General features: G+C 43.6%; 30 protein-coding genes. All 30 read right to left on the bottom strand.

Annotated elements, in window-relative coordinates; translation table 11 throughout:
* Window positions 1–44: 44 nt before the first annotated feature.
* The 30 genes from secY to NST47_RS03535 all read right to left on the bottom strand — a co-directional run bounded on the left by secY (window position 45) and on the right by NST47_RS03535 (window position 23,985).
* Entirely contained in the window at window positions 45–1,346 is a 1,302-nt protein-coding gene (gene secY / locus NST47_RS03680) for a preprotein translocase subunit SecY (RefSeq protein ID WP_076237429.1), read from the bottom strand.
* Window positions 1,346–1,786 (bottom strand): 50S ribosomal protein L15, encoded by a 441-nt coding sequence (gene rplO / locus NST47_RS03675; RefSeq protein WP_076237431.1) that lies wholly within the window; start codon window positions 1,784–1,786, stop codon window positions 1,346–1,348. Before rplO ends, secY begins: the two co-directional genes overlap by 1 nt.
* Before the next feature lie 38 nt (window positions 1,787–1,824).
* Complete coding sequence (gene rpmD, locus NST47_RS03670) at window positions 1,825–2,013, bottom strand: 50S ribosomal protein L30 (protein WP_076237434.1); 189 nt, start codon at window positions 2,011–2,013, stop codon at window positions 1,825–1,827.
* Window positions 2,014–2,023: 10 nt separating this feature from the next.
* The gene (rpsE, locus tag NST47_RS03665; protein WP_076237436.1) at window positions 2,024–2,521 is read right to left on the bottom strand and encodes a 30S ribosomal protein S5; all 498 of its coding nucleotides are present in this window, start codon (window positions 2,519–2,521) and stop codon (window positions 2,024–2,026) included.
* A 26-nt stretch (window positions 2,522–2,547) separates the two neighbouring features.
* Window positions 2,548–2,916, bottom strand: a complete 369-nt coding sequence (gene rplR, locus NST47_RS03660) for a 50S ribosomal protein L18 (protein WP_076237438.1) — start codon at window positions 2,914–2,916, stop codon at window positions 2,548–2,550.
* A 54-nt stretch (window positions 2,917–2,970) separates the two neighbouring features.
* Window positions 2,971–3,513 (bottom strand): 50S ribosomal protein L6, encoded by a 543-nt coding sequence (rplF, locus tag NST47_RS03655; protein WP_076237440.1) that lies wholly within the window; start codon window positions 3,511–3,513, stop codon window positions 2,971–2,973.
* Between the two features lie 31 nt (window positions 3,514–3,544).
* Entirely contained in the window at window positions 3,545–3,943 is a 399-nt protein-coding gene (rpsH, locus tag NST47_RS03650; RefSeq protein ID WP_076237442.1) for a 30S ribosomal protein S8, read from the bottom strand.
* A 32-nt stretch (window positions 3,944–3,975) separates the two neighbouring features.
* A complete protein-coding gene (locus NST47_RS03645; RefSeq protein ID WP_076237445.1) occupies window positions 3,976–4,161 on the bottom strand; it encodes a type Z 30S ribosomal protein S14 in 186 nt (61 codons plus the stop codon).
* 30 nt (window positions 4,162–4,191) lie between these two features.
* Complete coding sequence (gene rplE / locus NST47_RS03640; RefSeq protein WP_076237448.1) at window positions 4,192–4,734, bottom strand: 50S ribosomal protein L5; 543 nt, start codon at window positions 4,732–4,734, stop codon at window positions 4,192–4,194.
* 32 nt (window positions 4,735–4,766) lie between these two features.
* Window positions 4,767–5,120 (bottom strand): 50S ribosomal protein L24, encoded by a 354-nt coding sequence (gene rplX, locus NST47_RS03635; RefSeq protein ID WP_076237451.1) that lies wholly within the window; start codon window positions 5,118–5,120, stop codon window positions 4,767–4,769.
* A gap of 126 nt (window positions 5,121–5,246) precedes the next feature.
* Entirely contained in the window at window positions 5,247–5,615 is a 369-nt protein-coding gene (rplN, locus tag NST47_RS03630) for a 50S ribosomal protein L14 (protein WP_076237453.1), read from the bottom strand.
* A gap of 40 nt (window positions 5,616–5,655) precedes the next feature.
* Window positions 5,656–5,919: a 30S ribosomal protein S17 gene (gene rpsQ, locus NST47_RS03625; protein ID WP_076237456.1), complete on the bottom strand. Its 264-nt coding sequence runs from the start codon at window positions 5,917–5,919 to the stop codon at window positions 5,656–5,658.
* Between the two features lie 23 nt (window positions 5,920–5,942).
* Window positions 5,943–6,143, bottom strand: a complete 201-nt coding sequence (gene rpmC, locus NST47_RS03620) for a 50S ribosomal protein L29 (RefSeq protein WP_076237459.1) — start codon at window positions 6,141–6,143, stop codon at window positions 5,943–5,945.
* Complete coding sequence (gene rplP / locus NST47_RS03615; protein ID WP_076237462.1) at window positions 6,133–6,567, bottom strand: 50S ribosomal protein L16; 435 nt, start codon at window positions 6,565–6,567, stop codon at window positions 6,133–6,135. The genes rpmC and rplP overlap by 11 nt, the downstream gene beginning before the upstream one ends.
* A gap of 2 nt (window positions 6,568–6,569) precedes the next feature.
* Window positions 6,570–7,235, bottom strand: coding sequence for a 30S ribosomal protein S3 (rpsC, locus tag NST47_RS03610; protein ID WP_076237465.1), 666 nt, complete (start codon window positions 7,233–7,235; stop codon window positions 6,570–6,572).
* Between the two features lie 14 nt (window positions 7,236–7,249).
* On the bottom strand, window positions 7,250–7,585 hold the full coding sequence (gene rplV, locus NST47_RS03605; protein WP_076237468.1) for a 50S ribosomal protein L22: 336 nt from the start codon (window positions 7,583–7,585) through the stop codon (window positions 7,250–7,252).
* A 49-nt stretch (window positions 7,586–7,634) separates the two neighbouring features.
* Complete coding sequence (gene rpsS, locus NST47_RS03600; RefSeq protein ID WP_076237471.1) at window positions 7,635–7,913, bottom strand: 30S ribosomal protein S19; 279 nt, start codon at window positions 7,911–7,913, stop codon at window positions 7,635–7,637.
* Between the two features lie 39 nt (window positions 7,914–7,952).
* Complete coding sequence (rplB, locus tag NST47_RS03595) at window positions 7,953–8,783, bottom strand: 50S ribosomal protein L2 (RefSeq protein WP_076237473.1); 831 nt, start codon at window positions 8,781–8,783, stop codon at window positions 7,953–7,955.
* A gap of 29 nt (window positions 8,784–8,812) precedes the next feature.
* On the bottom strand, window positions 8,813–9,103 hold the full coding sequence (gene rplW / locus NST47_RS03590; protein WP_076237476.1) for a 50S ribosomal protein L23: 291 nt from the start codon (window positions 9,101–9,103) through the stop codon (window positions 8,813–8,815).
* A complete protein-coding gene (gene rplD, locus NST47_RS03585; protein WP_076237479.1) occupies window positions 9,103–9,726 on the bottom strand; it encodes a 50S ribosomal protein L4 in 624 nt (207 codons plus the stop codon). The genes rplW and rplD overlap by 1 nt, the downstream gene beginning before the upstream one ends.
* A gap of 22 nt (window positions 9,727–9,748) precedes the next feature.
* On the bottom strand, window positions 9,749–10,372 hold the full coding sequence (rplC, locus tag NST47_RS03580) for a 50S ribosomal protein L3 (protein WP_076237482.1): 624 nt from the start codon (window positions 10,370–10,372) through the stop codon (window positions 9,749–9,751).
* Between the two features lie 51 nt (window positions 10,373–10,423).
* Window positions 10,424–10,732, bottom strand: a complete 309-nt coding sequence (gene rpsJ / locus NST47_RS03575; RefSeq protein WP_076237484.1) for a 30S ribosomal protein S10 — start codon at window positions 10,730–10,732, stop codon at window positions 10,424–10,426.
* A gap of 285 nt (window positions 10,733–11,017) precedes the next feature.
* The gene (tuf, locus tag NST47_RS03570) at window positions 11,018–12,208 is read right to left on the bottom strand and encodes an elongation factor Tu (protein WP_341153939.1); all 1,191 of its coding nucleotides are present in this window, start codon (window positions 12,206–12,208) and stop codon (window positions 11,018–11,020) included.
* Window positions 12,209–12,244: 36 nt separating this feature from the next.
* Window positions 12,245–14,320 carry an elongation factor G gene (gene fusA, locus NST47_RS03565; RefSeq protein ID WP_076237490.1) on the bottom strand — a complete coding sequence of 692 codons (2,076 nt, stop codon included), beginning with the start codon at window positions 14,318–14,320 and terminating at the stop codon, window positions 12,245–12,247.
* A 37-nt stretch (window positions 14,321–14,357) separates the two neighbouring features.
* Entirely contained in the window at window positions 14,358–14,828 is a 471-nt protein-coding gene (rpsG, locus tag NST47_RS03560; RefSeq protein ID WP_076237493.1) for a 30S ribosomal protein S7, read from the bottom strand.
* A gap of 46 nt (window positions 14,829–14,874) precedes the next feature.
* On the bottom strand, window positions 14,875–15,297 hold the full coding sequence (rpsL, locus tag NST47_RS03555) for a 30S ribosomal protein S12 (protein ID WP_091176426.1): 423 nt from the start codon (window positions 15,295–15,297) through the stop codon (window positions 14,875–14,877).
* A gap of 124 nt (window positions 15,298–15,421) precedes the next feature.
* Window positions 15,422–15,673: a 50S ribosomal protein L7ae-like protein gene (locus NST47_RS03550; RefSeq protein WP_076237499.1), complete on the bottom strand. Its 252-nt coding sequence runs from the start codon at window positions 15,671–15,673 to the stop codon at window positions 15,422–15,424.
* A gap of 157 nt (window positions 15,674–15,830) precedes the next feature.
* Window positions 15,831–19,451, bottom strand: coding sequence for a DNA-directed RNA polymerase subunit beta' (rpoC, locus tag NST47_RS03545; RefSeq protein WP_076237502.1), 3,621 nt, complete (start codon window positions 19,449–19,451; stop codon window positions 15,831–15,833).
* A gap of 73 nt (window positions 19,452–19,524) precedes the next feature.
* The gene (gene rpoB, locus NST47_RS03540; RefSeq protein ID WP_076237505.1) at window positions 19,525–23,061 is read right to left on the bottom strand and encodes a DNA-directed RNA polymerase subunit beta; all 3,537 of its coding nucleotides are present in this window, start codon (window positions 23,059–23,061) and stop codon (window positions 19,525–19,527) included.
* A 327-nt stretch (window positions 23,062–23,388) separates the two neighbouring features.
* The gene (locus tag NST47_RS03535; protein WP_341159599.1) at window positions 23,389–23,985 is read right to left on the bottom strand and encodes a class I SAM-dependent methyltransferase; all 597 of its coding nucleotides are present in this window, start codon (window positions 23,983–23,985) and stop codon (window positions 23,389–23,391) included.
* Window positions 23,986–24,065: the final 80 nt, after the last annotated feature.

The raw sequence follows: 24,065 nt of genomic DNA, 5'->3' as shown, positions 1-24,065 counted from the left end.
ACAATAGGTGCCGATAGTGAAAGTTCACTATCAGAACCTATTTACTATTTATTGATAAACCCTTTGTAATGACGTTTGATCAGTTGACTTTCAACCTGCTTCATCGTTTCCAAGCCTACACCAATAACAATTAGCAAGGAAGTTCCTCCAATACGAACCGATTCCGGCAAGCCTGCAAGATGGCCCAGTACCATTGGAATAATGGAGATCGCAGCCAAGAAAAGAGCACCAGACAAAGTAATGCGAGTCATTACTCTGGTCAAGTATACAGAAGTTGTTTTCCCAGGACGAATTCCTGGTATGTAACCTCCGTTTTTCTTCATTTGGTCAGCCATCTGTTCAGGATTAATCTGAACAAACGTGTAGAAGAAGGTGAACCCAATGATCAAAAGTACATACAGAACCATACCGAGTGGTGCTGTATAGTTTAAATTCGTAATGATCCAATCTGCCACTACATTACCTCTCCAAAAATTAGCTAGTGTTGGAGGAAAAACAAGTAATGATAAAGCAAAGATGACTGGAATTACACCCGCTGCATTTACCTTTAATGGGATGTGTGTCGATTGCCCACCATAAGTCTTGCGACCTACAACCCGTTTGGCGTATTGCACCGGAATTTTACGAATGCCTTGTTGTATGAAGATAACCCCAGCGATCAACGCAATAATAACAACTACGATGAGCACGACTTTGATAATATTCAAGAACAGTGCATCTCCAGCATCGGCTAATTGAGTTTTGTATATCTGTGAAATTCCTGTCGGAATTGCAGCTACAATCCCCGCGAAGATGATAATGGAAATACCATTTCCAATTCCATTTTCAGTGATTTGTTCCCCTAACCACATCAGAAATGCAGTTCCCGCTGTCAGAACGATTGCGATCAAAGCATACGTTGTGAACGTAGGATCCACAACTAACCCTGTGTAGATTCGGTTAAATCCGATAGCCAAACCAAATGCCTGGATAATCCCTAATCCAATTGTACCGTAACGGGTAATCTGCGCTAACTTCTTTCTGCCCACTTCCCCTTCTTTTGCCCATTGAGCAAAACGTGGTATTACATCCATCGATAAAAGCTGAACAATGATCGAGGCTGTAATATAAGGCATAATTCCCATCGCGAAGATCGAGAATTGGAACAATGCGCCACCGGAAAAAGTATTCATCAAACCGAACACACCACCTGTGTTGGCTTGATCCTGAAGTTTGATAATATCTGTGTTGATGTTAGGTACCGGAATAAAAGCACCAATTCTGTAGACGATCAAAACGATTAAGGTGAAGAATATTCTTCTCCTCAGATCGTCTACTTTCAAAATATTGGATATGGTACGTAACATTAAATCACCTCGGTTTTACCGCCGGCAGCCTGAATTTTCTCTACCGCAGATTGAGAGAACTTGTTAGCTTTTACACTCAACTGAACAGTAAGATCGCCATTGCCCAAGATTTTGATTCCATCTCTTGCATTTTTGATAATACCGGACTCTTGAAGAATTTCTGGAGTCACTTCAGTACCAGCAGCAAATTTGTTAAGCTCAGTCAGATTTACAATAGCGAATTCCTTACGGAATCTGTTAGTAAATCCACGTTTAGGCAAGCGACGATATAGAGGATTTTGTCCCCCTTCAAAACCTGGACGAACACCACCGCCAGAGCGCGAATTTTGTCCTTTATGTCCACGAGTTGACGTTTTTCCCATACCACTACCGATACCACGACCCACACGCTTGCGGGCTTTACGTGCCCCGATAGCCGGAGTAAGCTCATGCAATTTCATCGTTTGCACCTCCTCTTAATACGTTTTGTAAAGCAAATTTATGCTTCCAGTTCAGTAACTTCAACTAAATGACTTACTTGATTAACCATGCCGCGAATCGCTGCATTGTCTTGTTGTACAACAGTTGAATTCAGTTTGCCCAGTCCAAGTGAAACTACAGTACGACGTTGTGTTTCTGGACGGCCGATCAAGCTGCGTTTGAGGGTAATTTGCAATTGTTTAGCCATGATATCCCTCCTACCCTAAAATCTCTTCAACAGTTTTGCCACGCAGCTTTGCAACTTCTTCAGCACGCTTCAGACGCTGTAAGCCTTCAAGAGTAGCATTTACCATGTTGATTGAGTTAGAAGATCCTAAAGATTTGGTCAAGATGTCGCCAACACCAGCAAGTTCCAACACTGCACGAACTGGACCGCCCGCGATCACTCCAGTACCCTTGGAAGCAGGTTTCAAAAGAACATTACCAGCTCCAAATTTACCAATAACCAAGTGAGGGATAGTGGTTCCAACGATAGGTACATGAATCAGGTTTTTCTTAGCATCTTCAATACCTTTGCGAATTGCATCTGGTACTTCGCCAGCTTTACCGATTCCTGCGCCTACCCATCCGTTACCGTCGCCAACAACAACTAATGCACTAAAGCTGAAGCGACGTCCGCCTTTAACTACCTTAGATACACGATTAATGTTAACAACTTTTTCTGTTAACTCTAAAGTATTGGGATCAATACGCAAGTGATTTTACCTCCTTATATGTTCGATTAAAATTCAAGACCTGCTTCACGAGCTGCATCGGCTAATGCCTGCACACGTCCGTGGTACAAATATCCACCGCGGTCAAATACGATTTTTTCTACTCCGTTTTGCTTAGCGCGCTCTGCAATTAAAGCTCCGACCTTGCGAGCTGCTTCAGCATTACCACCATTGCCGATGTTTTCTTTCAACTCTTTATCTTGAGTGGAAGCAGATGCAATAGTTACACCTTTAACATCATCGATCAATTGTGCGTACATATGCTTGGATGAACGGAAAATATTCAAGCGCGGACGTTCAGTCGTTCCTTGAATTTTCTTACGGACACGTAAATGTCTTTTCAAACGAGCTTTGTTCTTGTCGCTTTTGTTAATCATTCGAGGTTTACTCCTTTCAACTTAAATGAAGGATGATCCTGCATTTATGCAAGCTTATTTCTTCTTACCAGCTTTACCTTCTTTACGAAGAATACGTTCGCCTTCGTACTTAATACCTTTACCTTTATAAGGCTCAGGCTCACGAACAGAACGAATCTTTGCAGCAACTGCGCCGACCAATTCTTTGTCAATGCCCTTAACCGTGATCTTCGTGTTTGATGGAACATCAAACTCAATACCGTTCTCCGGTTCGATTTCAACTGGATGCGAGTAACCAACGTTCAAAACCAGCTTATCACCTGTTTTGTTAGCGCGGTATCCAACTCCAACCAGCTCAAGGTTTTTTGCAAAACCAGTAGTTACGCCGTTTACCATGTTAGCAACAACGCTTCTTGTAGTACCGTGAAGAGAACGATGTAATTTATTATCAGAAGGACGCTCAACAGAAATTTCATTTTCTGCAACGACCAGCTTCATATCTCTGTGTAACTCACGAGACAAAGTACCCTTAGGGCCTTTTACTGTGATAAGAGTGTTATCAAGAGTGATGTTTACTTCACTCGGGATTGTAATGGGCTTGCGACCAATACGTGACATGGTATGCACCTCCGTTCATTTAAATTCTTTATTACCAAACGTAGCAGATAACTTCTCCGCCAGCTTTAGTTTGACGAGCTTCTTTATCGGTCATAACGCCTTGAGAAGTGGAAATAATCGCAATTCCCAAACCGCCTAGTACGCGAGGAACCTCTTGACTTTTTGTGTAAACACGCAAGCCGGGTTTGCTGATTCTTTTAAGACCAGAAATAACACGTTCATTGTTAGGTCCGTATTTCAAGAATACGCGGATAATTCCTTGCTTGTTATCTTCGATATATTCAGCGTCGCGGATAAAACCTTCTTTTTTGAGGATCTCAGCAATTTCTCTTTTGACCGTCGAAGCAGGGATTTCAACCGTTTCATGACGCACAACGTTTGCATTACGAATACGTGTAAGCATATCTGCAATTGGATCTGACATCACCATTTATGTGAACCTCCTTCCCGAAACTTGGGTAATTACCAGCTTGCTTTTTTAACGCCAGGGATTTGACCTGCGTGTGCTAATTCGCGGAAACAAATTCTGCAAATTTTAAACTTCCGAAGAACCGAATGCGGACGGCCACAGCGTTCGCAGCGTGTATAAGCCTGCACCTTGAATTTTGGAGTGCGCTGTTGCTTCACGATCATTGAAGTTTTTGCCACTTACTTTTACACCTCCGGTTGTACCGTACCTTATTTGGTAAACGGCATTCCTAATTGGGTTAATAACTCACGGGACTCTTCGTCCGATTGGGCTGTAGTTACGATAACGATATCCATACCGCGTACTTTATCAACTTTATCGTATTCGATTTCAGGGAAAATTAATTGTTCTTTCAAACCCAATGTATAGTTACCGCGTCCATCAAATGCTTTAGAAGAAACACCGCGGAAGTCACGAACACGAGGAAGCGCAACGTTGAACAATTTGTCCAAGAAATGATACATGCGCTCGCCGCGAAGCGTTACTTTTACACCGATCGGCATATTTTCACGCAATTTGAAGCCTGCGATTGATTTCTTTGCTTTAGTAACAACCGGCTTTTGACCAGCGATTAACTGAAGATCCTGAACAGCTACATCCAACACTTTGGAGTTCGAAACTGCTTCACCCACACCCATGTTAATGACGACTTTCTCAATCTTAGGCACCTGCATAACCGTTGTATAACTGAATTTCTGCATCAAAGCAGGAGTTACTTCATTCAAAAAACGATCTTTTAACCTTGCTGCCATCTTTCATGTACCTCCTTTCCTAACTTTTACGATTAATCGATAACTTCACCGGATTTACGAGCTACACGTACTTTTGTACCGTTGTCCAGAACTTTGTAACCTACACGGGTAGGCTGGCCGCTCTTCGGATCAATCAGCATCACGTTCGATACGTGAATAGGTGCTTCTTGCGAGATAATACCACCCTGTGGGTTAGATTGCGAAGGTTTGCTATGCTTCTTGATCATATTTACACCTTCAACCAACACGCGATTTTCACGAGGGTATGCTGCAATTACACGGCCTTTTTTACCTTTATCTTTGCCAGTAATTACGAACACTTTATCGTCTTTTTTAACATTAAGTTTGTTATTATGAGACTCCAATTTCTTGGGTTGCTTTGGCATTGAGTTTCCACCTCCTGAGAGCATTCGCAGAATGCTAACTTCGTAAGCATATTCTTCGTTTTCGTAAGAAAACTATCTTATTAAAAATCTTTTCTTCTATCGTGCAGCTGCTAAGCAGCATTTAAATTAGATAACTTCTGGAGCAAGAGAAACAATTTTCATGAAGTCGCGATCACGAAGTTCACGAGCAACTGGTCCAAAGATACGAGTTCCACGAGGACTCTTATCATCCTTAACGATTACAGCTGCATTTTCATCAAAAGTAATGTAAGAACCATCTTTACGGCGAGCACCGCTCTTTGTACGAACGATTACCGCTTTGACAACATCACCCTTTTTGACAACGCCACCTGGTGTTGCTTCTTTGACCGAGCAGATAATCAAATCACCGATATGACCTACACGACGTCCAGTACCACCAAGAACACGAATGCACATCAATTGCTTTGCTCCTGAGTTGTCAGCCACTTTTAAACGAGATAGAGGTTGAATCATTGTTTAAACCCTCCTTCCGGAATTGATGCTACGTATCTTTTTATACCAAAACAGCTTTTTCTACAATTTCAACCAATCTCCAACGCTTGTCTTTGGACAAAGGACGTGTTTCGGAAATTTTCACAACATCACCGATTTTGGCCTCATTGTTCTCGTCATGCGCTTTGAATTTCTTCGTATATTTAATTCTTTTGTGATAAAGATCGTGTTTTTTGTATGTTTCAACCGCAACAACGATGGTTTTTTCCATTTTGTCACTCACGACTTTACCGACTTGAGTTTTACGATCGTTACGTTCACTCATGGAAGATCCTCCTCTCTCACTCATTAACTAATGATCCCCAGTTCTCTTTCACGCAAAACAGTCTTTGCACGAGCAATCTCTTTGCGGACTTCCCGGATCTGTACTGGGTTTTCCAGTTGACCGGTAGCTAGTTGAAAACGGAGGCTAAAGAGTCTTTCTTTAAAGCCGGCAATTTTTTGTTCAATTTCAGCAGTGGTTAGGTTGCGAAATTCACTAGCCTTCATTTGCTTCACCACCTACATCTTCTCTTTTAACAAACTTGGTTTTGATCGGAAGCTTGTGAGAAGCCAGACGTAATGCTTCACGAGCAATTTCCTCACTAACACCGGCAAGTTCAAACATAATCTTACCTGGTTTTACAACACAAACCCATTTCTCTACGCTACCTTTACCGCTACCCATCCGTACTTCAAGCGGTTTTTGTGTTGCCGGCTTCGAAGGGAAAATTTTGATCCATACTTTACCGCCCCGTTTGATGTAACGAGTCATCGCAATACGAGCAGCCTCGATTTGACGGTTGGTAACCCATGCAGGCTCCAAAGCTTGCAATCCGAATTCACCGAAACTTACTTCTGTTCCGCCTTTAGCACGACCACGCATTTTACCGCGAAATTCTTTACGGTGTTTGACACGTTTAGGAACTAACATTCTTAGTTGCCTCCTTCCGTAACAGCCTTTTTCTTAGCCGGTGGAAGAACTTCGCCGCGATAGATCCATACTTTTACTCCGATACGACCATAAGTAGTATGAGCTTCCGCTGTACCATAGTCAATATCCGCACGTAATGTATGAAGAGGCACTGTACCTTCACTGTAGCCTTCATTTCTAGCGATTTCTGCTCCGCCCAAACGACCACTTACTGCTGTTTTGATTCCTTTTGCTCCGGCTCTCATCGATCTTTGGATCGATTGCTTCATAGCACGACGGAATGAAACACGACGTTCCAATTGTTGTGCAATGCTTTCAGCAACCAAAATTGCATCCAATTCAGGATTTTTGATTTCAGAGATATTGATATGAATCTTTTTGCCGTTCGACAGATTAGCAATGTAGTTACGAATAACTTCGATTTCTGCTCCGCCTTTACCGATAACCATACCAGGCTTAGCTGTTTGAATGGTAACATTCACACGGTTAGCAGCACGTTCGATTTCAATATGTGAAACAGCTGAATCTTTCAGCTTCGTTTTTAAGTATTCGCGGATTTTAACATCTTCAATAAGAAGATCGCCGAAATCTTTACCTGCGAACCATTTGGATTCCCAATCGCGAATAATCCCAACTCTAAGTCCTACTGGGTTTACTTTTTGACCCACACGTTATCCCTCCCTTATTTTTCGGATACCACTATTGTAATGTGGCTGGTACGTTTATTAATGCGGCTAGCACGTCCCATTGCACGTGGACGGAACCGTTTCATTGTTGGTCCTTGGTTAACAAATGTTTGTGATACGACCAAGTTGTTCGGATCCATGGAGTAGTTATGCTCAGCATTAGCAATGGCAGAGTTCAAAACCTTCTCAACGATCGGTGAAGCGGATCTTGGTGTATGACGCAGAATCGCAATTGCTTCTCCTACTTGCTTGCCGCGGATCAAATCAACAACCAGCTGCGCTTTACGGGGAGCAATACGAACGAATCTTGCAATACTTTTTGCTTCTGACATGTGTTGTACCTCCTCTCATTTACTGCTTATTACTCAAGCAAAGCTCTAATTAGCGCTTGCTCGTCTTCTTGTCATCATCATGACCTTTGTAAGTACGAGTTGGAGCAAACTCACCAAGTTTGTGACCAACCATATCCTCTGTAACGTAAACCGGCACATGCTTTTTACCATCGTATACCGCAAAAGTAAAGCCGATGAATTGCGGGAAAATAGTCGAACGACGCGACCAAGTTTTAATAACTTGTTTCTTCTGAGTGTCGCCTTGCGCTTCAACTTTCTTCATAAGATAGCCGTCAACGAAAGGACCTTTTTTCAAACTGCGACCCATATTTCGTTCCTCCTTTCTTCAACCCTTGCTAGAATCCGATTATTTAGTGCGACGACGAACAATATATTTATCAGATGCTTTGCCTTTTTTACGAGTTTTGTAACCAAGAGTCGGTTTGCCCCAAGGAGACATTGGAGATTTACGACCGATAGGAGCACGGCCTTCACCACCACCGTGTGGGTGATCGTTAGGGTTCATTACAACACCGCGGACTTCAGGTCTTTGACCCAACCAACGCGAGCGTCCAGCTTTACCTACTTTGATCAATTCGTAATCTTCATTACCAACAGAACCGATAGTTGCGCGGCAAACTTTCAAAACTTTTCTAACTTCGCCGGAAGTAAGACGAATTGTCACATAAGTTTCTTCTTTACCTAGCAATTGAGCTTCAGTACCAGCAGCGCGAACCAATTGAGCGCCTTTGCCAGGTTTCAACTCGATGTTGTGGATAACTGTACCTACAGGAATATTTTCAAGCGGCAAAGCATTACCGATCTTGATATCCGCTTTAGGTCCGGATTCGATTTTATCATCGACTTTCAAGTTCTTAGGAGCGATGATATAACGTTTTTCACCATCAGCATAATGAATCAAAGCAATGTTAGCGGAACGGTTCGGATCGTATTCAATCGTAGCAACGCGACCTGGTATTCCATCTTTATTCCGTTTGAAGTCGATAATCCGGTATTTACGTTTGTGTCCTCCACCTTGGTGACGAACCGTAATTTTACCTTGGTTGTTACGTCCCGCGTGCTTGAACAACGGAGCCAATAACGATTTCTCCGGTGTTGACGTTGTGATTTCTTCAAATGTAGAAACCGACATATGACGTCTGGCAGGTGACGTTGGTTTATATTTTTTAATTGGCACTTGGATTCCTCCTTACTTGAAAAGGTTAATTACACACTCTCAAAAAATTCAAGCTCTTTGCTATCAGCGCTTAACGAAACAATCGCTTTTTTCCATTCCGATGTATAACCGGCATGACGACCGTAGCGTTTTGGCTTAGCCGGCATTCTCAAAGTGTTAACTTTCGTTACTTTTACTTTGAAAATTGACTCAATAGCCAATTTGATTTCCGTTTTGTTTGCACGGAGCTCAACTTCAAATACATATTTCTTCTCAGCCATCATATCACTTGTACGCTCAGTGATTACAGGGCGTTTAATAATATCGCGAGGATCTTTCATTATGCAAAAACCTCCTCTACCTTCTGTACCGCATCCTTAGTAATGATCAGCTTGTCGTAAACCATAACATCAAGCACGCTAATTCCGTCAGCAACTACAAATTTCACGCCTGGGATATTACGAGCGGATAATGCCACGTTTTCTTCATAACCAGCTGTTACTACTAAAGCTTTGCGATCCACTTTCAAATTGTTAAGAATCGCTGCAAATTCCTTGGTTTTTGGCTGATTCAATAGCAATTGATCCAGTACGATAATTTCGTTGCCAAGTACCTTGGAAGACAATGCAGACTTGATGGCAATACGACGAACTTTCTTAGGAAGCTTGTACGCGTAGCTGCGTGGAGTCGGTCCAAAAACGATACCGCCGCCCTTCCATTGAGGGGAACGAATACTACCTTGACGTGCACGACCTGTACCTTTTTGTTTCCAAGGTTTACGACCGCCACCGCGAACTTCGGAGCGTCCCTTAACTTTGTGTGTACCTTGTCGTAACGAAGCACGCTGCATTAATACTGCTTCATTCAAAATGTGGGAATGGGGTTCAATACCGAACACGGAATCAGACAATTCCACTTCACCCACTTGTGCACCACTTACATTATACAATGCTACTTTTGGCATCTGTTAATCCTCCTTCCTTGCTTTACTTAACTGTTGATTTAACACTCACGTAGCTATTTTTAGGACCCGGAATGGAACCTCTTACTAGGATCACATTACGTTCCGCATCGACTTTGATAACTTCAAGACGTTGAATCGTAACTGTTTCCGCACCCATATGTCCTGGAAGCTTTTTGCCTTTTGGAACACGGTTGGATTGGATGGAACCCATGGAACCTGGACCACGATGGTAACGCGAGCCGTGAGCCATTGGACCAACAGATTGATTATGTCTTTTGATAGAACCTTGGAAACCTTTACCTTTAGAAGTACCGGTTACATCAACGAATTCGCCTTCTGTGAACAAGTCAGCTTTGATTTCTTGGCCAACTTCGTATTCAGAGATCTGAATACCACGAATTTCTTTAATGTAGCGCTTAGGTGTTGCACCAGCTTTTTTCGCATGGCCCAACTCAGGTTTGATAGCTCTACTTTCTTTCTTGTCATCAAAACCGATTTGAATAGCTTCGTATCCGTCATTCTCAGCATCCTTTTTTTGCAAAACCGTACAAGGACCTGCAAGAATTACCGTTACCGGAATTACCAAGCCTTCAGGAGTAAACACTTGGGTCATTCCAAGCTTTTTTCCTAAGATACCTTTAGTCATCGTTGACACCTCTTTTCTTCTTATGCTTTCAATTATTTATACACATGTGGATTACAATTTAATTTCGATATCCACACCGGACGGTAGATCCAAACGCATTAACGCATCTACTGTTTGTGGTGTCGGATTAACAATATCGATCAAACGCTTATGTGTGCGTTGTTCAAATTGCTCACGCGAGTCTTTGTATTTGTGTACCGCACGAAGAACAGTAATGATTGTTTTCTCCGTAGGTAATGGGATCGGACCAGATACGCTTGCACCTGAACGCTTTGCCGTTTCCACAATTTTTTCAGCAGATTGATCCAGAATTCTGTGATCATATGCCTTCAAACGAATACGAATTTTTTGCTTTGCCATAGTATTCCCTCCTTCTATCGCCCAATTTAGTATCGGACATACTCAGTGAAAATCTCCTGACGCCTTCCCCATGGCAAAGGGGCCGGGTGTGTCAGCAACCTCTCACATCATCGCAACGTCTCAGACCAACGTTCACTATTATATAAAATATCAAAACAAAAAGCAAGAACATTTCCATTCTTTTTTTATAAATTTATAAATCCATTATTCACAGTGAAAAATTAACAAAAATAAAAGCCCTCCATCCAGTAATTGCGATGGAAGGCTCTCAGATCTGTGATGATCTTATTTGCTGATTGTTGCTACTGCGCCAGCGCCTACTGTACGGCCGCCTTCGCGAATCGCGAAGCGAGTACCTTCTTCAATAGCGATTGGAGCGATCAGTTCAACAGTAACGGTGATGTTATCACCAGGCATTACCATTTCAGTACCTTCTGGCAATGTAATGATACCAGTTACGTCAGTTGTACGGAAGTAGAACTGTGGACGGTAGCCTGTGAAGAAAGGCTTATGACGGCCACCTTCTTCTTTAGTAAGAACGTAGATTTGAGCGGAAAATGCAGTATGTGCTTTAACGGAACCTGGTTTCGCCAAAACTTGACCACGCTCAATGTCTTTACGGTCTACACCACGAAGCAATGCGCCAATGTTGTCGCCCGCTTGTGCGGAATCCAACAATTTACGGAACATTTCAACGCCTGTAACGATACATTTGCGAGTTTCTTCTTGAAGACCAAGAATTTCAACTTCTTCTTGAATTTTGATAGTTCCGCGCTCTACACGACCTGTAGCAACGGTACCACGACCTGTGATTGAGAATACATCCTCAACAGGCATCAAGAAAGGCTTGTCAGTTTGACGCTCAGGAGTTGGGATATAAGTATCAACTTGTTCAAACAATTCGATAATTTTATCAGCCCAAGGACCATCTGGGTTTTGCAATGCTTCACGAGCAGCACCACGGATGATTGGAGTATCATCGCCTGGGAACTCATATTCGTTCAGCAAATCGCGAACTTCCATTTCAACCAGTTCAAGCAACTCTTCGTCTTCTACCATATCGCATTTGTTCAAGAAAACAACGATGTAAGGTACGCCTACTTGGCGGGACAAAAGAATGTGCTCACGAGTTTGTGGCATAGGGCCATCAGCTGCAGATACAACCAGAATAGCTCCATCCATTTGTGCTGCGCCTGTAATCATGTTCTTAACATAGTCAGCATGTCCTGGGCAGTCAACGTGTGCATAGTGACGGTTAGGTGTTTCATACTCAACGTGAGCTGTGGAGATTGTGATACCGCGCTCGCGCTCTTCTGGAGCTTTGTCAATTTGGTCAAACGCTACTGCTGCGCCACCGTATCTTTTGGACAATACAGTTGTGATAGCTGCAGTTAAAGTTGTTTTACCGTGGTCAACGTGACCGATAGTTCCAATGTTAACATGCGGTTTATTACGTTCGAATTTCGCTTTTGCCATGGCTTGGATTGCCTCCTCGATTAACTTATATTTGTATTAAGCGCCCTTATGTTTAGCAACAATTTCTTCTGCAATGGACTTAGGCACTTCTTCATAATGGGACAATTCCATCGAATATACGCCACGTCCTTGAGTACGTGAACGCAAAGTTGTGGAGTAACCGAACATCTCGGAGAGAGGCACCTTAGCACGGATAATTTGTGCACCAAAGCGGGAATCCATACCTTCGATACGACCACGACGGGAGTTCAAATCACCCATAACATCGCCCATATATTCTTCTGGAACGGTAACTTCAACTTTCATGATTGGCTCAAGCAAAACTGGACGACATTTTTCTGCCGCTGCCTTTAATGCCATTGAACCTGCAATTTTGAACGCCATTTCGTTGGAGTCAACATCATGGTAAGATCCGTCAACAACAGTTGCTTTAATATCAACCAGCGGGAATCCTGCCATAACACCGTTCTTCATTGATTCTTCGATACCGGCTTGAATTGGAGCGATGTATTCTCTTGGAATCGAACCACCCACAACCTTGCTTTCGAACAAGAATCCTTCACCAGCTTCTTGAGGTGTGAAGATAACCCAACAATGTCCATATTGACCGCGGCCACCGGACTGACGAACAAACTTACCTTCAACTCTAGCTTCTTGACGGAATGTTTCACGGTAAGCAACTTGTGGTTTACCCACGTTTGTTTCTACCTTGAATTCACGCAGCATACGATCCACTAGAACTTCAAGGTGAAGCTCACCCATACCTGCAATAATCGTTTGTCCAGTTTCCTCATCTGTGTGTGCACGGAAAGTCGGATCTTCTTCGGACAGCTTGGATAAAGCAATACCCATTCTGTCTTGGTCAGCCTTCGTTTTCGGCTCAACAGCGAGTTGAATAACCGGTTCAGGGAAATTCATTTTTTCAAGGATTACTGGGCTTTTCTCTTCACAGAGTGTGTCACCCGTTGTAGTATCCTTCAAGCCTACAGCAGCCGCAATATCACCTGCATATACAATGCTGATCTCTTGACGCGTGTTTGCATGCATCTGAAGAATCCGTCCAACTCTTTCGCGTTTACCTTTAGTAGCGTTAAGAACATAAGAACCTGAATTTAACACACCAGAGTATACACGGAAGAAAGTAAGCTTTCCTACATAAGGATCCGTCATAATTTTAAAGGCAAGTGCTGAGAAAGGCTGATCATCCGAAGACTTACGAATGACTTCAGTACCGTCATCAAGCACACCTTTAATATCAGGTACATCAAGAGGGGATGGAAGGTAATCTACTACCGCATCCAACATCAATTGAACACCTTTGTTTCTATATGAAGAACCACAAATAACAGGGAAGATTTTTACTTGGCATACACCAATACGAAGTGCTTTTTTGATTTCCTCGACAGTGATCTCTTCACCTTCGAGATATTTCATTGTCAGCTCTTCGTCTAGCTCTGCAACTTTTTCAATCAGTTCAAGTCTTAATACTTCAACTTGTTCTTTGAATTCATCTGGGATATCAACTATCTCGATGTTTTCACCTTTGTCATCTTTGAATATATGTGCTTTTTGTTCAACCAAGTCAATGATGCCGTCAAAATCACTTTCAGAACCAATTGGCAATTGAATAGCAACTGCATTAGCTCCCAATTTCTCACGCATTTGCTGGATCGCACCAAGGAAGTCAGCACCAATAATATCCATTTTGTTAACATAAGCAATCCGAGGAACATTATAACGGTCAGCTTGACGCCATACCGTCTCCGACTGAGGCTCAACGCCTTCTTTGGCGCTGAATACTCCAACTGCCCCGTCCAATACACGCAGGGAGCGTTCCACTTCAACAGTGAAGTCAACGTGTCCCGGGGTATCGATGATATTGATGCGGTGACCCTTCCAAGCAGCAGTAGTAGCAGCGGAAGTAATTGTAATTCCGCGCTCCTGCTCTTGTTCCATCCAGTCCATCGTCGCAGCGCCATCATGCACTTCTCCGATTTTGTGAGTACGACCTGTAAAGAATAAGATACGCTCGGTCGTGGTCGTTTTACCTGCATCAATATGCGCCATAATCCCAATATTACGTGTATCTTTCAAGGAGAACTCTCTAGCCATCAGGATGTCTCCTTTCAAATTATAAGGAATTTAGATTCTACCAGCGATAATGAGCGAAAGCTTTGTTAGCTTCAGCCATTTTGTGTGTATCTTCGCGTTTCTTAACGGAAGAACCTGTGTTGTTGCTGGCATCAATAATTTCTTGTGCCAATCTTTCTTCCATCGTTTTCTCACCACGAAGGCGAGAATAATTCACCAACCAACGAAGTCCCAAAGTCGTACGACGATCAGGTCTAACTTCGATTGGCACTTGATAGTTTGCTCCGCCTACACGACGAGCTTTAACCTCAAGAACAGGCATAATATTTTTGATGGCTTGTTCGAAAACTTCCATCGGCTCTTTACCTGTACGATCTTGAATCATTTTGAATGCATTGTACAAGATGGTTTGAGCAACACCTCTTTTGCCATCGAGCATAATGCGATTGATAAGACGAGTAACAAGTTTGCTGCTATAGATTGGATCTGGTAATACGTCTCTGCGAGTAACTGGACCTTTACGAGGCATAGTTATCCCCCTTTCTGAAAAAATCATCCGTTTTTATTTGCTTTATTTACTTCTTAGCTGCTTTAGGACGCTTCGTACCATATTTGGAACGAGCTTGTTTACGGTTGTTCACACCGGATGTATCCAATGCGCCGCGAACGATGTGATAACGTACCCCTGGAAGATCCTTAATTCTACCTCCACGAATCAATACCACGCTGTGCTCTTGCAAGTTGTGTCCAATACCCGGAATATAGGCAGTAACTTCAACACGATTTGTCAAACGCACACGAGCGTATTTACGAAGTGCAGAGTTTGGTTTCTTCGGCGTCATTGTACCTACACGCGTACATACACCACGCTTTTGAGGAGCGCTAATGTCGGTTGCTTCTCTTTTCAAGGCATTAAATCCTCTTTGAAGAGCTGGTGATTTGGATTTCTCCACTTTTGCTTTACGTCCTTTACGAACGAGTTGGTTAATTGTTGGCATATCGCCACCTCCTTCCAATCTTATTAGTTCTCTTTCAAGCCCACAGATCCAGGCGAATCATAAATGAACAAACGAAAAGCTTTTGCCGCCAACATTTCTGTTATTGAACAAAAACGGATTTGCTTTATTCATTCACTATTGCTGCCACAGCAGCTCCAACATCAATACCGCACGCTTTACCCAATAACTTCATGGAATCAACGTAGGTCACTGGAATACCCTCTTTCTTGCAAAGGGCTACCATCTTTATCGTTATTCGCGGATCTGCATCTTTGGCTACAAAAACTTCGGATGATTTGTTCATCTCGACTGCTCTTGCAGTTTGTTTCATGCCAATACTAATGTTAGCAGCCTGTTTTACTTTTTCATAAGACATATAAAATATCCTCCAAAGGACAGGAAACACTTCACAAAATGGCACACTTCGATATAATAGCACTTTGAAAGTGCCGTTGTCAAGACAATTACCTGCCCTTACAAAGAATTTACACAATCTCTCAGCAAGGGCAAGTATCTCATCCTTCTATAAGCAATTAGTCAGCCGAAACGACTTCTAATTCTAAAGATTTGTTATCAGCTTCCACTTCATTCGGATTCGTGATCCGGATGTCACGGTATCTATGCATACCTGTTCCCGCAGGAATCAGCTTACCAATAATAACATTTTCCTTCAATCCGAGCAGTTTATCAACCTTGCCCTTGATGGCAGCATCAGTCAATACACGTGTAGTTTCCTGGAAGGAAGCTGCGGACAGGAAGGAATCCGTCTCAAGCGAAGCTTTGGTAATACCGAGCAGAACCGGTTTGGCAACCGCTGGCTCTTGTCCGGAGTACAAAGCGACCTTATTGGCTTCTTCGTATTCATGGATATCCACAAAGGAACCTGGAAGCAGCGTCGTGTCACCAGAATCAACGATACGTATTTTACGAAGCATCTGGCGAACCATAACCTCGATATGCTTATCGTTGATTTCTACACCCTGGTTCCGATAAACACGTTGAACCTCTTGAAGAATGTAGTTTTGTACACCACGGATACCCTTGATGCGGAGCATTTCCTTAGGATCGATCGATCCTTCCGTCAACTCATCGCCCGCCTCAACCTGTTGGTTAAGCGATACGCGAATACGTGAACCATAAGGAACTGCATAAGTTTTGGATTCAGCTTCACCGAGAACTTCGATTTCACGACGATCCTTGGCTTCACGAATCTCCTTAACTACCCCATCAATCTCCGAAATGATCGCTTGACCTTTCGGATTTCTGGCTTCAAACAACTCCTGAATACGCGGCAAACCTTGTGTAATATCATCTCCAGCAACACCACCGGTATGGAACGTACGCATGGTCAACTGCGTTCCTGGTTCGCCGATAGATTGTGCAGCGATAATACCTACAGCTTCACCAATCTCTACAAATTGTCCAGTTGCCAGGTTACGACCGTAGCATTTTTTGCAAACGCCATGATGGGAACGGCAGCTCAGAACGGATCGAATCTGCAGTTTTTCAATGCCGGCTGCGATGATTGTATCCGCGATGTTCGCTTCTATCAATTCATTGCGTCCAACAATCACTTCACCGGTTTGCGGATCACGAATCACTTCGAATGCATAGCGGCCTTCAATCCGGTCATACAGATCCTCGATGACCTCTTTACCATCCTGAATCTTGTTAACGGTAAAGCCTTTATCCGTACCACAATCCTCATCGCGAACGATAACATCCTGTGCTACGTCTACCAGACGGCGTGTCAGGTACCCGGAGTCAGCTGTACGAAGTGCTGTATCGGCCAAACCTTTACGCGCACCATGCGTTGAAATAAAGTATTCCAAAACCGTTAAGCCTTCACGGAAGTTCGATTTAATTGGTAACTCAATGATTTTACCAGACGGGTTGGCCATCAGACCACGCATACCGCCCAGCTGTGTAATTTGTGATTTGTTACCCCGTGCCTTGGATTCCACCATCATGTTGATGGAGTTGTATTTGTCTAGGGATTTCATCAGGATATCCGTGATTTCATCCTTCGCTTTACTCCAAATCGTAATAACACGATCATAACGTTCTTCATCTGTTATCAAACCACGACGATATTGGTTCGTTACCATATTGACTTTATCATCGGACTCTTTAAGGATGGCATCTTTTTCAAGCGGTACCGTTACATCCGCAACTGCGATTGTAATACCGGATTTCGTTGAATAAGTAAAACCAAGCTCCTTGATTTTGTCCAATATAACCGAAGTTTTGGTTGTATGGTATTTCCGGAAGCACTCAGCAATAATCAAGCCCAGATACTCTTTACCTACTGCTTTGCCCTCCGGAAGCTCCTGCATGATTTTACGTATGTCAGCGCCCTTTTCAAACACGAAATATTGATCGGATGCACCATTCAATAAATTCGATTTGGTAGGTTCATTGATATAAGGCAAATCTGGAGGATAAATTTCATTAAAGATTACCTTACCGATCGTTGTAATCAGCATCGCTTCTTGCTGTTCCGGTGTAAAGCTTGTTTTGTTCAATGCTTTGGCTGGAATAGCGATACGCGCATGCAGTGCAGCTGCTCCACGTTGGTATAAGGATACAGCTTCATGTACAGTACGAACAATGGTTAAGGCGCCATGTGCTTCCTTATTATCGGTTGTCAGATAGAAGCTTCCCAAGATCATATCCTGTGAAGGCGTAACTACCGGCTTACCGTCTTTTGGATTCAAGATATTACCGGCTGCCAGCATCAACAAGCGAGCTTCTGCTTGTGCTTCTGCAGACAATGGAACGTGAACCGCCATTTGATCTCCGTCAAAGTCGGCATTATAAGCGGTACATACCAATGGATGCAGCTTAATGGCACGGCCTTCAACCAGAATCGGTTCAAACGCTTGAATACCTAATCTATGCAGCGTAGGTGCACGGTTCAAGAGAACCGGATGCTCCTTAATGACCTCTTCCAATACGTCCCAAACTTCAGGACTTACGCGCTCGACTTTACGTTTTGCACTTTTGATATTGTGAGCAAGCCCCTTATTGACCAGTTCCTTCATCACAAAAGGTTTAAACAATTCAAGTGCCATTTCCTTCGGAAGTCCGCACTGGTACATTTTCAAGCTTGGACCTACGACGATAACCGAACGACCGGAATAATCGACACGTTTACCGAGCAGATTTTGACGAAAACGTCCTTGTTTCCCTTTGAGCATATGACTTAAGGATTTTAACGGACGGTTGCCCGGACCCGTTACTGGACGGCCGCGGCGGCCATTATCGATTAGTGCATCGACGGCTTCCTGCAGCATCCGTTTTTCATTTTGAACGATAATATCCGGTGCGCCCAGATCCAACAGCCTTTTCAAGCGGTTGTTCCGGTTAATAACGCGGCGATACAAATCGTTCAAATCTGAGGTGGCGAATCTTCCTCCATCCAATTGAACCATAGGACGAAGCTCTGGTGGTATAACAGGGAGGACATCAAGAACCATCCAGCCTGGCAAGTTTTTTGAATTACGGAATGCTTCCATAACCTCAAGACGTTTGATCGCACGATTACGGCGCTGACCTTGAGCTGTTTTCAGCTCTTCCTTCAGCATTTCCACTTCACGTTCGATTTCAATGTCCTGCAGCAATTTCTTTACAGCTTCGGCTCCCATACCTGCCTGAAATGCATAACCGTATTTTTCACGGTAGCTGCGGTATTCCTTCTCGGACAAGAGCTGCTTTTTCTCAAGCGGTGTATCTCCGGGATCTGTAACCACATAGGATGCAAAGTAGATAATTTCCTCGAGTGAACGAGGAGACATATCAAGCGCCAAGCCCATACGGCTTGGGATTCCTTTGAAATACCAAATGTGTGAAACCGGAGCTGCGAGTTCAATGTGACCCATACGCTCACGGCGAACCTTTTGACGGGTTACTTCCACTCCGCAGCGATCGCAAACAACACCTTTATAGCGTACACGTTTGTACTTACCGCAATGACATTCCCAGTCTTTAGTAGGCCCAAAAATCTTCTCGCAAAACAGACCTTCCTTTTCAGGCTTCAAGGTTCTGTAATTGATTGTTTCTGGCTTCTTCACTTCTCCGCGGGACCACGAACGGATCTTTTCTGGAGAAGCTAATCCAATTTTCATAAATTCGAAGTTGTTAACATCCATCAAGGAGCCACCCTCCTTATGTTTTATGGGAAACCTTAAGTGCAAGATAGACCTGTGAACATACGATGGAACTGGGTTATTCTACACCCAGTTCTGAACCTTCCAGATTGAGATTCAGCTTATCGCTGCTAACCTCATCATCATCGTCTGTTTCCCTCATTTCGATCTCTTTTTCATCGCCAGACAAGATTTTAACATCCATGCCCAAGCTCTGCAGCTCTTTAATCAATACTTTGAAGGATTCAGGAACGCCCGGCTCTGGAACGTTCTCGCCTTTAACGATCGATTCGTACGTTTTCACACGTCCGACTACATCATCGGATTTAACTGTCAAAATTTCCTGCAACGTGTAAGCCGCTCCATAGGCCTCCAACGCCCAAACTTCCATCTCACCGAAACGCTGTCCACCGAATTGAGCTTTACCGCCCAGTGGTTGTTGGGTAACGAGTGAGTAAGGACCTGTAGAACGGGCATGGATTTTATCGTCAACCATGTGCGCAAGCTTGATCATGTACATAACGCCAACCGTAACTTCTCGCTCAAACGGGTCACCAGTACGGCCATCATATAGAATGGTTTTACCATTACGCTGCATACCTGCTTCAACCATCGTATCGAACACATCATACTCACGGGCACCGTCAAATACCGGCGTTGCTGTGTGTATTCCGAGATACTTGGCGGCCATTCCTAAATGGACCTCCAGCACCTGACCGATATTCATCCGCGAAGGAACACCCAGAGGGTTCAATACAACTTGCACAGGTGTACCATCCGGCATAAACGGCATATCTTCTTCCGGTAAAATACGTGCGATTACACCCTTGTTACCATGACGTCCAGCCATTTTATCGCCTTCGGAAATTTTCCGTTTTTGCGCAATATAGACACGGACCAGTTGATTCACGCCTGGAGGCAGCTCATCACCGTTTTCACGGGTAAACACTTTAACGTCAACAACAATACCATCCGTACCATGCGGCACTCGAAGCGACGTATCGCGAACCTCACGTGCTTTCTCACCAAAAATTGCGTGCAGCAAGCGTTCTTCAGCAGTAAGCTCGGTAACACCCTTCGGCGTAACTTTACCTACCAGAATATCACCAGCACCAATTTCGGCTCCGACACGAATAATTCCGCGCTCGTCCAAGTTCTTCAGAGCATCTTCACCTACGTTAGGAATGTCACGAGTAATTTCTTCAGGTCCCAGCTTCGTATCACGGGCTTCTGATTCATATTCCTCGATATGGATAGAGGTGTAAACATCCTCTTTTACCAGCTTTTCGCTAAGCAGGATCGCATCCTCATAGTTGTAACCTTCCCAAGTCATAAAGGCAACGACCACGTTACGACCTAACGCCAGCTCGCCCATTTCCGTAGAAGGACCATCTGCAAGAATATCTCCGACCCGAACTTGCTCGCCTTTATGGCAAATCGGACGTTGATTGATGCAAGTTCCTTGGTTGGAACGCATAAATTTATGCAATTTATGTTTTACCAGGTCACCGTTAACCAGCTTGCCGTCTACCATAGCTTGGCGGCGCACCCATATTTCGTTAGCAGACACACGTTCAACAACACCATCTATTTTGGACACAATACATACACCGGAGTCTTTAGCCGACTTATGCTCCATACCCGTACCCACCAACGGTGACTTCGGAATAAGCAAAGGTACAGCTTGACGTTGCATGTTGGATCCCATTAATGCACGGTTGGAGTCATCGTTTTCCAAAAACGGAATTAATGCCGTAGCCACGGATACAACCTGTTTAGGGGATACATCCATATAATCGACACGGTCTTTGGGAAGAATCAAGTTATCATCTTTGTAACGCACGATAACCATATCGCTCTTCAAATGACCTTCTTCACTCAGCTCCGAGTTTGCTTGGGCAACAACGTAGTTATCTTCTTCATCAGCTGTCAGGTAAGCAATCTGCTCAGTAACGATGCCGGTTTTCGGATCTACCCAACGGTATGGAGCCTCGATAAAGCCATACTCATTAATTCTCGCAAAAGAAGACAAAGAGTTGATCAAACCGATATTCGGACCTTCCGGTGTCTCAATCGGGCACATACGACCATAGTGAGAGTGATGCACGTCACGAACTTCAAAGCCCGCGCGTTCCCGAGTCAAACCGCCGGGTCCCAAAGCAGACAAACGACGTTTGTGAGTCAGCTCAGCCAATGGATTCGTTTGGTCCATAAATTGCGACAGCTGGGAGCTACCAAAAAACTCTTTAATTGAAGCGATAACGGGACGAATATTGATTAACGCCTGTGGTGTGATCACATTGGCATCCTGAATGGACATCCGCTCGCGTACAACACGCTCCATACGGGACAAACCGATACGGAACTGGTTTTGCAGCAGCTCGCCAACCGAACGCAATCTACGATTACCCAGGTGATCGATATCATCCGTACTGCCAATACCATGAAGAAGATCAATAAAATAATTAATCGACGCAATGATATCTGCAGGCATAATATTTTTAACTGATTTATCAATTTTACCGTTGGCAATCACTTTAACGATCTTGCCGTCTTCAATCGGTGAATACACATTAATACACTGAAGTGGAATGCGTTCCATTTCAGCAATACCATTAGAGGCTGTGTATTCTTTGAAGCCTACGCTTTTTTCCAAGAAAGGCAGAACCTCATCCAGCAGTCTGCGATCCAGCAGTTGACCTGCTTCTGCGATGATTTCACCCGTTTCCGGATCAACCAAGGTTTCTGCCAATCGTTGATTAAACAAACGGTTTTTGATATGCAGCTTTTTGTTGATTTTATAACGTCCTACATTCGCCAAATCATAGCGCTTTGGATCAAAGAAACGAGCAACCAGCAAGCTTCTTGCATTATCCAATGTAGGTGGTTCACCTGGACGCAAGCGTTCATAGATTTCTATTAGCGCTTTATCCGTTGAATCCGTATTATCCTTGTCAAGCGTGTTACGAAGATATTCATCGTCGCCCAACAGCTCCAGAATCTCCGCGTCGGTACCAAAGCCCAATGCACGCAGTAATACAGTAACTGGAATTTTACGGGTACGATCGATTCTTACATAAATGATATCTTTTGCGTCAGTTTCCAACTCCAACCACGCACCGCGGTTAGGAATTACAGTTGCTGTATACGTTTTTTTACCGTTCTTATCTATCTTCGTACTGAAGTAGACGCTCGGAGAACGAACTAGCTGACTGACGATAACCCTTTCAGCGCCATTGATAATAAAGGTTCCAGTTTCCGTCATCAGAGGGAAGTCTCCCATAAACACTTCCTGCTCTTTAACTTCTCCAGTTTCTTTATTGATCAAGCGCACCTTCACACGAAGTGGAGCTGCGTAAGTGACGTCCCGTTCCTTGGATTCATCGACCGAATACTTAGGCTCTCCTAAGTTGTAATCGATAAATTCCAGTATCAAATTTCCCGTAAAGTCTTGAATTGGGGAAATATCCTGAAACATTTCACGCAATCCCTCTTCCAAAAACCAATCGTACGATTTTTGTTGGATCTCAATAAGGTTAGGAACCTCCAAAACCTCATGAATCCGAGCGTATGACCTGCGTTTACGTCGACCTAATTGAATAAGATGACCCGCCAAGTTTGATTCACCCCTCATGTCTACTCAATAGAACAAAATAAAAGCCTCTCCTGAAGCCTTCTCGAGTAAATACTGCCCGAAGTGTCACTTCTTACAGAAGCTTTCCATGCATAAAATTCATTTAACCGATAGTTCCCTTACCTTTTGCTATGGTGCACCTAAAATTTACACATTATACGTATAAAGTGTCAATTTTATTCACCGAAGATAAAATAACGCTTGACATTTTAGCTAACTAAAGACAAAAACCCCATCTTTAATGCTGACATTTTATTATGATAACATAAAGGAAATGTCAAGTCAATAATATTTGTGAAAAATATGCATTTACTTTTGCGCTTTGATGATTCGATACCCTTTGTCCTTGCCCATCTCCTGCACGTGTGCAAATAAACTTTCCAGCTTTGCAAAGGCAGATGGAGCCCCCTGCTTTTTTTGAATCACAATCCACAGACTGCCTCCATCTCTCAGCACTTGATGCGCTTGCTCAAAAATCTGATGGACGGTTTCCTTGCCTGCCCGAATAGGCGGATTCGTAATGACAACATCAAAGGTGCGATTCATGACAGCATCCAGCTTATCACTCTGCATAATTTCGACATTCGTCACTCGGTTGCGTTCGGCATTCATTCGCGCAAGCTCCACGGCTCTTTCATTAATATCAACCATGGTAACTGTTCCATGAATGGCCAGCCCTGCTGCCGCGATCCCCATCGGACCATAACCACAGCCTACATCAAGAATCTCGCTGCCTTCAGAAATTTGCAAACTTTCGATCAGTACTTTAGAGCCATAATCCACGCCTTTTTTGGAAAAAACGCCTGCATCCGTCACAAATGTATAGGTACGGCCGCGTAAGGTCTCCTGGATTTGGTGGAGATCATGTGCCGCTGTCGGCTTTTGCGAATAGTAATGCTCAGACACTAATTTCACCTCTTCGAAATCAGTTATATAGAAATGGAAAACCCCTTGAAGAAAAACTTCAAGGGGTTTTAAGACAAAAA

Source organism: Paenibacillus sp. FSL H8-0034 (genome assembly GCF_038000305.1).
Lineage (GTDB): Bacteria > Bacillota > Bacilli > Paenibacillales > NBRC-103111 > Paenibacillus_S.
This window is presented reverse-complemented; position numbering and strand designations above follow the sequence as displayed.

Excerpts from the sequence above, each read along its gene's own strand:
- secY (WP_076237429.1), bottom strand. The coding sequence starts at position 1,346 with ATGTTACGTACCATATCCAATATTTTGAAAGTAGACGATCTGAGGAGA.
- rplO (WP_076237431.1), bottom strand. The coding sequence starts at position 1,786 with ATGAAATTGCATGAGCTTACTCCGGCTATCGGGGCACGTAAAGCCCGC.
- rpmD (WP_076237434.1), bottom strand. The coding sequence starts at position 2,013 with ATGGCTAAACAATTGCAAATTACCCTCAAACGCAGCTTGATCGGCCGT.
- rplR (WP_076237438.1), bottom strand. The coding sequence starts at position 2,916 with ATGATTAACAAAAGCGACAAGAACAAAGCTCGTTTGAAAAGACATTTA.
- rplF (WP_076237440.1), bottom strand. The coding sequence starts at position 3,513 with ATGTCACGTATTGGTCGCAAGCCCATTACAATCCCGAGTGAAGTAAAC.
- rpsH (WP_076237442.1), bottom strand. The coding sequence starts at position 3,943 with ATGGTGATGTCAGATCCAATTGCAGATATGCTTACACGTATTCGTAAT.
- rplE (WP_076237448.1), bottom strand. The coding sequence starts at position 4,734 with ATGGCAGCAAGGTTAAAAGATCGTTTTTTGAATGAAGTAACTCCTGCT.
- rplX (WP_076237451.1), bottom strand. The coding sequence starts at position 5,120 with ATGCCAAAGCAACCCAAGAAATTGGAGTCTCATAATAACAAACTTAAT.
- rplN (WP_076237453.1), bottom strand. The coding sequence starts at position 5,615 with ATGATTCAACCTCTATCTCGTTTAAAAGTGGCTGACAACTCAGGAGCA.
- rpsQ (WP_076237456.1), bottom strand. The coding sequence starts at position 5,919 with ATGAGTGAACGTAACGATCGTAAAACTCAAGTCGGTAAAGTCGTGAGT.
- rpmC (WP_076237459.1), bottom strand. The coding sequence starts at position 6,143 with ATGAAGGCTAGTGAATTTCGCAACCTAACCACTGCTGAAATTGAACAA.
- rplP (WP_076237462.1), bottom strand. The coding sequence starts at position 6,567 with ATGTTAGTTCCTAAACGTGTCAAACACCGTAAAGAATTTCGCGGTAAA.
- rplV (WP_076237468.1), bottom strand. The coding sequence starts at position 7,585 with ATGTCAGAAGCAAAAAGTATTGCAAGATTCGTTCGTATTGCTCCCCGT.
- rpsS (WP_076237471.1), bottom strand. The coding sequence starts at position 7,913 with ATGGGTCGCAGTTTGAAAAAAGGTCCTTTCGTTGACGGCTATCTTATG.
- rplW (WP_076237476.1), bottom strand. The coding sequence starts at position 9,103 with ATGAAAGATCCTCGCGATATTATTAAACGCCCTGTAATCACTGAGCGT.
- rplD (WP_076237479.1), bottom strand. The coding sequence starts at position 9,726 with ATGCCAAAAGTAGCATTGTATAATGTAAGTGGTGCACAAGTGGGTGAA.
- rplC (WP_076237482.1), bottom strand. The coding sequence starts at position 10,372 with ATGACTAAAGGTATCTTAGGAAAAAAGCTTGGAATGACCCAAGTGTTT.
- rpsJ (WP_076237484.1), bottom strand. The coding sequence starts at position 10,732 with ATGGCAAAGCAAAAAATTCGTATTCGTTTGAAGGCATATGATCACAGA.
- tuf (WP_341153939.1), bottom strand. The coding sequence starts at position 12,208 with ATGGCAAAAGCGAAATTCGAACGTAATAAACCGCATGTTAACATTGGA.
- fusA (WP_076237490.1), bottom strand. The coding sequence starts at position 14,320 with ATGGCTAGAGAGTTCTCCTTGAAAGATACACGTAATATTGGGATTATG.
- rpsG (WP_076237493.1), bottom strand. The coding sequence starts at position 14,828 with ATGCCTCGTAAAGGTCCAGTTACTCGCAGAGACGTATTACCAGATCCA.
- rpsL (WP_091176426.1), bottom strand. The coding sequence starts at position 15,297 with ATGCCAACAATTAACCAACTCGTTCGTAAAGGACGTAAAGCAAAAGTG.
- NST47_RS03550 (WP_076237499.1), bottom strand. The coding sequence starts at position 15,673 with ATGTCTTATGAAAAAGTAAAACAGGCTGCTAACATTAGTATTGGCATG.